Source organism: Caballeronia sp., from assembly GCF_028292365.1.
Classification (GTDB): domain Bacteria; phylum Pseudomonadota; class Gammaproteobacteria; order Burkholderiales; family Burkholderiaceae; genus Caballeronia.
Window position 1 is genome coordinate 1 of sequence record NZ_JAQGMM010000368.1, and the last position, 7,180, is coordinate 7,180.

Annotated in this window: 8 protein-coding genes; 4 read left to right on the forward strand and 4 right to left on the reverse strand. The window is 58.5% G+C overall.

Annotation, left to right across the window (positions count from 1 at the left end; translation table 11 throughout):
• The 4 genes from JWR14_RS22695 to JWR14_RS22710 all read left to right on the forward strand — a co-directional run.
• The coding region (locus tag JWR14_RS22695) for a homoserine O-acetyltransferase (RefSeq protein WP_299712280.1) at positions 1–723 on the forward strand (723 nt) is incomplete at its 5' end.
• Entirely contained in the window at positions 720–1,328 is a 609-nt protein-coding gene (metW, locus tag JWR14_RS22700; RefSeq protein WP_299712283.1) for a methionine biosynthesis protein MetW, read from the forward strand. The genes JWR14_RS22695 and metW, both read left to right, overlap by 4 nt.
• 54 nt (positions 1,329–1,382) lie before the next feature.
• On the forward strand, positions 1,383–2,669 hold the full coding sequence (locus tag JWR14_RS22705; protein WP_299712286.1) for an AmpG family muropeptide MFS transporter: 1,287 nt from the start codon (positions 1,383–1,385) through the stop codon (positions 2,667–2,669).
• Positions 2,666–3,607, forward strand: coding sequence for a M48 family metallopeptidase (locus tag JWR14_RS22710; protein ID WP_366144584.1), 942 nt, complete (start codon positions 2,666–2,668; stop codon positions 3,605–3,607). The genes JWR14_RS22705 and JWR14_RS22710 overlap by 4 nt, the downstream gene beginning before the upstream one ends.
• Before the next feature lie 22 nt (positions 3,608–3,629).
• On the opposite strand, the gene JWR14_RS22715 is transcribed toward JWR14_RS22710, so the two are convergent.
• The 4 genes from JWR14_RS22715 to JWR14_RS22730 all read right to left on the reverse strand — a co-directional run.
• Positions 3,630–4,403 (reverse strand): exodeoxyribonuclease III, encoded by a 774-nt coding sequence (locus JWR14_RS22715; RefSeq protein WP_299712289.1) that lies wholly within the window; start codon positions 4,401–4,403, stop codon positions 3,630–3,632.
• Positions 4,404–4,427: 24 nt separating this feature from the next.
• Positions 4,428–5,264: a polyphosphate kinase 2 family protein gene (locus JWR14_RS22720; RefSeq protein WP_299712291.1), complete on the reverse strand. Its 837-nt coding sequence runs from the start codon at positions 5,262–5,264 to the stop codon at positions 4,428–4,430.
• Between the two features lie 102 nt (positions 5,265–5,366).
• Positions 5,367–6,845, reverse strand: coding sequence for an Asp-tRNA(Asn)/Glu-tRNA(Gln) amidotransferase subunit GatB (gene gatB, locus JWR14_RS22725; protein ID WP_299712294.1), 1,479 nt, complete (start codon positions 6,843–6,845; stop codon positions 5,367–5,369).
• Positions 6,842–7,180: amidase family protein (locus JWR14_RS22730; RefSeq protein ID WP_299712297.1), on the reverse strand; the 339-nt coding region annotated here is incomplete at its 5' end. The genes JWR14_RS22730 and gatB, both read right to left, overlap by 4 nt.

Below are 7,180 nucleotides of genomic sequence, written 5' to 3' on the forward strand. Positions count from 1 at the left end.
GAACGCTTCGCCGCTGTCATGGGCGGCAGCCTCGGCGGCATGCAGGCGTTGGCTTGGAGCATGATGTATCCGGATCGCGTGGCGCACTGCATTGTGGTGGCATCGACGCCCAAACTCTCCGCGCAGAACATTGCGTTCAACGAAGTCGCGCGCTCCGCCATCCTCTCCGATCCCGATTTCCACGGCGGTGATTACTACGCGCATAACATCAAGCCGCGTCGCGGATTGCGGGTGGCACGCATGATCGGCCACATTACGTATCTGTCGGACGACGACATGGCCGCCAAGTTCGGCCGCGCGTTGCGTCGTGCGGAAGGTGCTTTGGATGCGTACAACTTCAACTTCGATGTCGAGTTCGAGGTGGAGTCGTACTTGCGGTATCAAGGCGATAAATTCGCCGAATACTTCGATGCCAATACGTATCTGCTGATCACCCGCGCGCTGGATTATTTCGATCCCGCCAAGGCGTTCGATGGCGACCTGACCAAGTCGCTCGCCCACACCACGGCGAAATACCTGATCGCCAGCTTCTCCACCGATTGGCGTTTTGCGCCCGCGCGCTCGCGCGAACTGGTGAAAGCGCTGCTCGACCACAAACGCACGGTGAGCTACGCCGAAATCGATGCGCCGCATGGCCACGACGCTTTCCTGCTCGACGACGCGCGTTATCACAACCTGATGCGCGCCTATTACGAACGCATTGCCGCCGAGGTGGGCGCATGAACCAAATCACGCTGGACTCTCTCTCCTTACGCTCGGACTTTCGGGCAATCGCGCGCTGGGTTGAACCGAACTCGTCGGTGCTGGATCTGGGTTGCGGCGATGGGTCGCTGCTCTCGCTGCTCGCCGAGGAACTCGATGTGATGGGCTATGGCATTGAAATCAACGATGCCGGCGTGCTCGCGTGCGCTCAGAAAGGCGTGAACGTTATCCAGCAGAACCTGGAAGATGGTTTGCGCCTGTTCGAAGACGATAGCTTCGATTTCGCGATCTTGTCGCAGACGCTGCAAACGATCCATCAAACCGCCGCGATTCTGCGTGAAACCGTGCGCGTGGGACGCGAGTGCATTGTGTCGTTTCCTAATTTCGGCTACTGGCGGCATCGGCTGACCGTGTTGCAAGGACGCATGCCTGTGTCGAAAACACTGCCTTATCAATGGCATAACACGCCGAACGTGCGGGTTCTCACCATTCGGGATTTTGAGGCACTGGCGCCGGAAGTGGGTATCGAGATCCTTGATCGCGCTGTGCTGCACGGTGGGCAGTCCATCCGTTGGGGGGCGAACTGGCGTGGTAGCCTTGCGGTCTATCGCGTAAAGCGAAGCTGAACTGAGCTTGCCGGTTCGTCGCTCGCGCACCGCTTACTGCTTCGAATCGACCCTATGTCCAACTCGCCACACGAGGTGCCCGCTCTTACCGCTCACGAAGAACACCCCGGCTGGCGCGCGTTTCTGAACAAACGCATGTTGATTTGCGTGTTTATCGGCTTCACGTCGGGGCTGCCGCTCTTCACGCTCGTCTATCTGGTTCAGGCGTGGCTACGCACTGAAGGCGTCAATCTGAAGGAAATCGGCCTGTTCGCGCTGATCCAGTTTCCTTACACCTGGAAGTTTATCTGGGCGCCACTGATGGACCGCTACGTGCCGCGTCTGCCGGGCTGGCGGCCAGGACGGCGGCGCGGCTGGATGATCGTCACACAGTTGCTGGTGGCCGTGGCAATTGGCGCGCTTGGGTTTACATCGCCGAAAGACCAGATCTGGACCGTCGCCGCGCTGACTGCGCTCGTCGCGTTCTTCGGCGCCAGCCAGGATATTGCGATCGATGCGTACCGTCGCGAACTCCTCGCCGATACCGAGCAGGGACTCGGCAACGCGGTCTTCGTCAACGCGTACAAGATTGCAGCGCTGATCCCCGGCTCGCTGGGGTTGATTCTCGCCGATCACCTGCCGTGGACCACCGTTTTCATCGTCACGGCGGCGTTCATGCTGCCAGGCATGGTGCTGACGCTCGTGGTCAAGGAACCCGAAATACATGGCACGCCGCCCAAGAATCTACGCGATGCCATTGTCCAGCCGTTTCGCGAATTTATCGCCCGGGACGGCTGGCGCACGGCGCTGCTGATCCTCGGCTTCATCTTCCTGTACAAGCTCGGCGACACGATGGCGACCACGCTCTCCACGTCGTTTTTCCTCGATATCGGCTTCAACATGACGCAGATCGGTGTGATTGCGAAGACCGTCGCGTTCTGGGCGAGCCTGGCGGGCGGGATTGTTGGCGGCGTGTGGCTGATGAAGATCGGCATTTCACGCGGGTTATGGATCTTTGGCGTGCTGCAGATCGTTTCCACGCTCGGCTTTGCGTGGCTGGCGAAAATCGGGCCGTCGCCGCTGGCGCTGGCCGGGCTCTACGGGTTCGAAACCTTCGCTACCGGCCTCACCATGGCCGCGTTCGTCGCTTATATCGCGAGCACGACCGATCCGCGTTACACCGCCACGCAATTCGCGCTCTTTACGAGCCTGGCTTCCGTGCCGCGCACGCTGGCGTCGGCGTCGAGCGGCTTTGTGGTCGCGCAAACCGGCTGGTTCGAGTACTTCATGATCTGCGCTGCGCTGTCTATTCCGGGCATGTTACTGTTGCCGAAAATCGCGCCCTGGAGACCTGTCCAATGAAGGTGCACGCCCTGATCCGCGTTGCCGCTTGCGCCGTGTTGATACACGCTGGCGTGAGCTTCGCGGCGGCCGCGGCGTCCGGGACTTCCGATGCAGCGCCGCCTGCTGCGCCTAACGCACAACCGCCCTATTCCACAGCTACCGACCAGATCCGCTTCGGCAATGCGGCGTTGTTTCGCAACCTGATTCCATCGGCAACATTAGAGCAGCAGTCCGCCGACGAATACGCTCAAATCCTGCACGAAGCCCGGCGCACGAAACATCTTCTGGGCGACGACAGTCCGCTCGTGAAGCGCGCACGCGAAATTGCCAATCGCGAGATTCCGTTTGCGTTGAAGTGGAATGACCGCTCGAAGAACTGGAAATGGGAAGTGAATGTGGTGCGTTCGGACGAAATCCGCATGTATTGCCTGCCGGGCGGCAAAATTGTGATTTACAGCGGGCTGATAGACCGGTTGCGTCTTAACGATAACGAACTTGGCATGATGATCGGCCATGAGATCGCGCACGCGTTGCGTGAACATGCGCGTGACCGGCTGGGGCGTCAGCAGGCGGCGCAATTGAGTACGGGAACGATTCCGCCGTTATTCGGTTTCGCCGATATCAGCTCGACTCCGCTGGGAATTGGCGAGCAGTTGCTGGCCATGCGATACACGCCCGCCGATGAAACGGAAGCCGATGTCATCGGTAGCGAAATAGCATCGCGTGCGGGTTACGATCCGCGCGCCGCCATCACGTTATGGCAAAAGATTGATGCGCGTACGCGCCGCACGCCGAACGGTTTTATCTGGATGCATCCGTATGGCGCTGCACGCGTACACGACCTGATGAAGCGCTTGCCCGACATGATGCCGCTCTACGCAAAAGCGATCGGGAAAACGGTGGACCAATTGCCCAATTACGCGGGCATGGGCCGGTTCAAAAAGCCGCGGCTTTAAGGTCCTTAAGGTCTTTGAGGATCTAAACCTTCCACTCATAGTCAATGATCAGCGGCGCGTGATCGCTGAACTTGATGTCGCGGAAAACCGAAGTCGCCGCGGCCGTGTCCGCTACACCTTTCGTCGCGATCTGGTAATCAATCCGCCACCCGACGTTCTTCGCGTAAGCCTGCCCGCGATTGCTCCACCACGTGTATTGCTCAGGCCGCTGGTCCAGCGTTCTGAAGACATCCACGTAAGCTTTTTCGTCGAAAAGTTGCGTGAGCCACGCGCGCTCTTCCGGCAGGCAACCCGAGTTCTTCTGATTGCTCTTCCAGTTCTTGATGTCGATTTCCTTGTGCACGATATTCACGTCGCCGCACAAGATCACTTCGCGCTTTTTGGCCAGTTTCTCCAGATGCGGCATGAACTCGTCCATGAAACGGTATTTGGCCTGCTGCCGTTCTTCGCCGCTCGACCCCGAAGGCACATATACCGAGATCACCGATAAATCCCCGAAGCGCGCCTCTACATATCGCCCTTCCGGATCGAATTCCTCGCTGCCAAAGCCGATGATCACTTCATCCGGTTCGTGCTTCGTATATAGCCCCGCGCCCGAATATCCCTTTTTCACTGCGTGCTGGAAGTAACCCTGGAAGCCGTGCGGCGCGAGAAATTCCGGTGTGAGATCGTCTTGCGAGCACTTGATCTCCTGCACGCAGACAACGTCAGCATCCTGCTCGCCAAACCAGTCGAAGAAACCCTTCTTCGCGGCCGACCGAATGCCGTTCAAATTAGCGGTGATGACACGAAACATGAAGCATCCTTGTATGTTGGTGAACTACTCGACCTTGATCCCTTTCAGCGACTCTTTCGCCGGCGGATAGGCGAGCTTCAAGCCTTGCAGCGTGCGCACCATCAACTCTGCAATCATGACGTTGCGGTGCGTCTTCGAATCGGCGGGAATCACGTACCAAGGCGCAATCTCCGTCGACGTCGCCCCAAGGGCGTCTTCATAAGCCTTGCAATACTCGTCCCACTGTTTGCGGGCATCGAGATCCGACGGATCGAACTTCCAGTGCTTCTCGGGATTATCGATACGCGCCTGCAAACGCGCCTTCTGCTCGTCCTTCGATATATGCAAAAAGCACTTAACGATGGTCGTGCCGTTTTCGGCGAGCATCGCTTCGAAGTCGCGAATCTGCCGGTAACGACGCTCCCACGCTTCCTGGTCGATCTGTTTCAGCACGCGCGGCACCAGCACGTCTTCATACTGACTACGATTAAAAATGGCGAACTCACCGACCGCCGGGACTTGCGAATGAACGCGCCAGAGAAAGTCGTGCGCGGCTTCGGTTTCGGAGGGCGCCTTGAACGGCACGACGCGCAAACCGAGCGGATCGACTTCGTGAAAGACACCGCGAACCGTGCCGTCTTTGCCGCTTGTGTCCATGCCTTGAAGGATCAGCAGAATGCGATGCGAGCGTTGTGCGTGGAGCTTTTCCTGCAGAGCATCTAGTGCTGTGCTCAGCTCGCTTAACCGCTCGCGATCCGCATCTTTGGAACCGGCCGAAAACGGCTTCGACGCGGTATCGATAGAAGCCAGGTCAAAGGGCTTGATCTTCTTGCCGTCGAAATAAGGCACGCGATAATCGTCGAGTTCAGGTTTTTTAGCCACGCGTGCGGTTCTCGGTTGATCCCGGTTAATCCCGGTTGATAAAAGAAAGGGTTGCTGCCAGACAGGACCCGGCAGCAACCCGCGAATAGTCCAGCCGTCAGCTCAAGAGGATAGTTTCTTCTTCAAAAGCTCGTTGACCTGCTGCGGATTCGCCTTGCCTTTGGTCGCTTTCATCGCCTGACCGATCAATGCGTTAAAAGCTTTCTCCTTGCCCGAACGGTATTCATCGACGGACTTCTGGTTCGCGGCCATCACCTCGTCGATGATCGCTTCCAGCGCGCCCGTATCCGAGATCTGCTTCAAACCCTTCGCTTCGATAATCCGATCAGCGGCGGTATCGTCCGTTGCTTTCTCTTCCCAGATCGCCTGGAAAATATCCTTGGCGATCTTATTCGATATCGTGCCATCGGCCACACGCTGAATCACCAGCCCGAGTTGCGCGGGAGACACCGGTGAGTCCGCAATATCCAGCGAATCGCGATTCAGTTGCGACGATACTTCGCCCATCAGCCAGTTGGCCGCGAGCTTCGCGTGCGTCGGTCCCACCACGCCAACGACGCTTTCGAAATACGCCGACATTCCCTTCGACGACGTCAGCCCCGCCGCGTCATACGGCGTCAAACCGTATTGCTCGACGAAACGCGTTTGCATGGCTTCGGGCAATTCGGGCAGTTCGCTGCGAACCCGTGCGATCCACGCTTCATCGATCACCAATGGCATCAAATCGGGATCGGGGAAATAGCGGTAATCGTGCGCGTCTTCCTTACTGCGCATGGAACGCGTTTCGCGCTTGTCGGGATCGTAGAGACGCGTTTCCTGCACCACCGTCCCGCCGTCTTCGATCAACTCGATTTGCCGGCGCACTTCGTACTGAATAGCTTCTTCGAGGAAGCGGAACGAGTTCAGGTTCTTGATCTCGGCGCGCGTGCCGAATTCAGCTTGACCGACCGGACGAACGGAGACGTTCGCGTCGCAGCGGAATGAGCCTTCCTGCATGTTGCCGTCGCAGATTCCGAGCCATTGCACGAGACTGTGCAGGCTCTTGGCGTAGGCGACGGCTTCGGCGGCGCTGCGCATTTCAGGTTCCGTCACAATCTCGAGCAACGGCGTGCCTGCGCGATTCAAGTCGATACCCGTCATGCCCGCAAAGTCTTCGTGCAGCGACTTGCCGGCGTCTTCTTCCAGATGCGCGCGCGTCAGGTTGACGGTCTTTTCGTACGCAGCTTTGCCAGTTTTTTCGTTGGCCGGGACCTGGATCGTCAGGGTGCCGCCCTGCACGACCGGAATCTCAAATTGACTGATCTGATAACCCTTCGGCAGATCGGGATAGAAATAATTCTTGCGCGCAAAGATGCTGCGCGGCGCAATGGTCGCGCCAATTGCCAACCCTAGACGAATCGCGCGCTCCACAGCGCCACGGTTCATCACAGGCAACGAACCCGGCAACGCCAGATCCACAGGGCAAGCCTGCGTGTTCGGCTCAGCGCCGAACCGCGTGGCCGCGCCCGAAAAAATCTTGGAGACGGTCGACAACTGCGCGTGCGTCTCCAGTCCTATAACCACTTCCCATTGCATGCTCATACTCCCGCCGGTGATTGCACGTGCCAGTCTGTCGCGCGCTGAAACGCGTCGGCGACCTGGAGCAACCGAGCTTCGTTGAAATAGTTGCCAATGATCTGCAAGCCAACCGGGCGCGTGGCATGGTCGCTGCCCGCAGCGCCAAAACCGCAAGGCACGCTCATGCCCGGCAAGCCGGCAAGGCTGATCGACAGCGTGTAGATATCGGCGAGATACATCTGGACGGGATCATCGGCTTTTTCGCCAAGATTCCATGCCACCGATGGCGCCACGGGTCCCATGATCACATCGCAGTGATTGAATGCTTCCTGGAAATCCTGCGCGATAATGCGGCGGAT

Excerpts from the sequence above, each read along its gene's own strand:
- metW (WP_299712283.1), top strand. The coding sequence starts at position 720 with ATGAACCAAATCACGCTGGACTCTCTCTCCTTACGCTCGGACTTTCGG.
- JWR14_RS22705 (WP_299712286.1), top strand. The coding sequence starts at position 1,383 with ATGTCCAACTCGCCACACGAGGTGCCCGCTCTTACCGCTCACGAAGAA.
- JWR14_RS22710 (WP_366144584.1), top strand. The coding sequence starts at position 2,666 with ATGAAGGTGCACGCCCTGATCCGCGTTGCCGCTTGCGCCGTGTTGATA.
- JWR14_RS22715 (WP_299712289.1), bottom strand. The coding sequence starts at position 4,403 with ATGTTTCGTGTCATCACCGCTAATTTGAACGGCATTCGGTCGGCCGCG.
- gatB (WP_299712294.1), bottom strand. The coding sequence starts at position 6,845 with ATGAGCATGCAATGGGAAGTGGTTATAGGACTGGAGACGCACGCGCAG.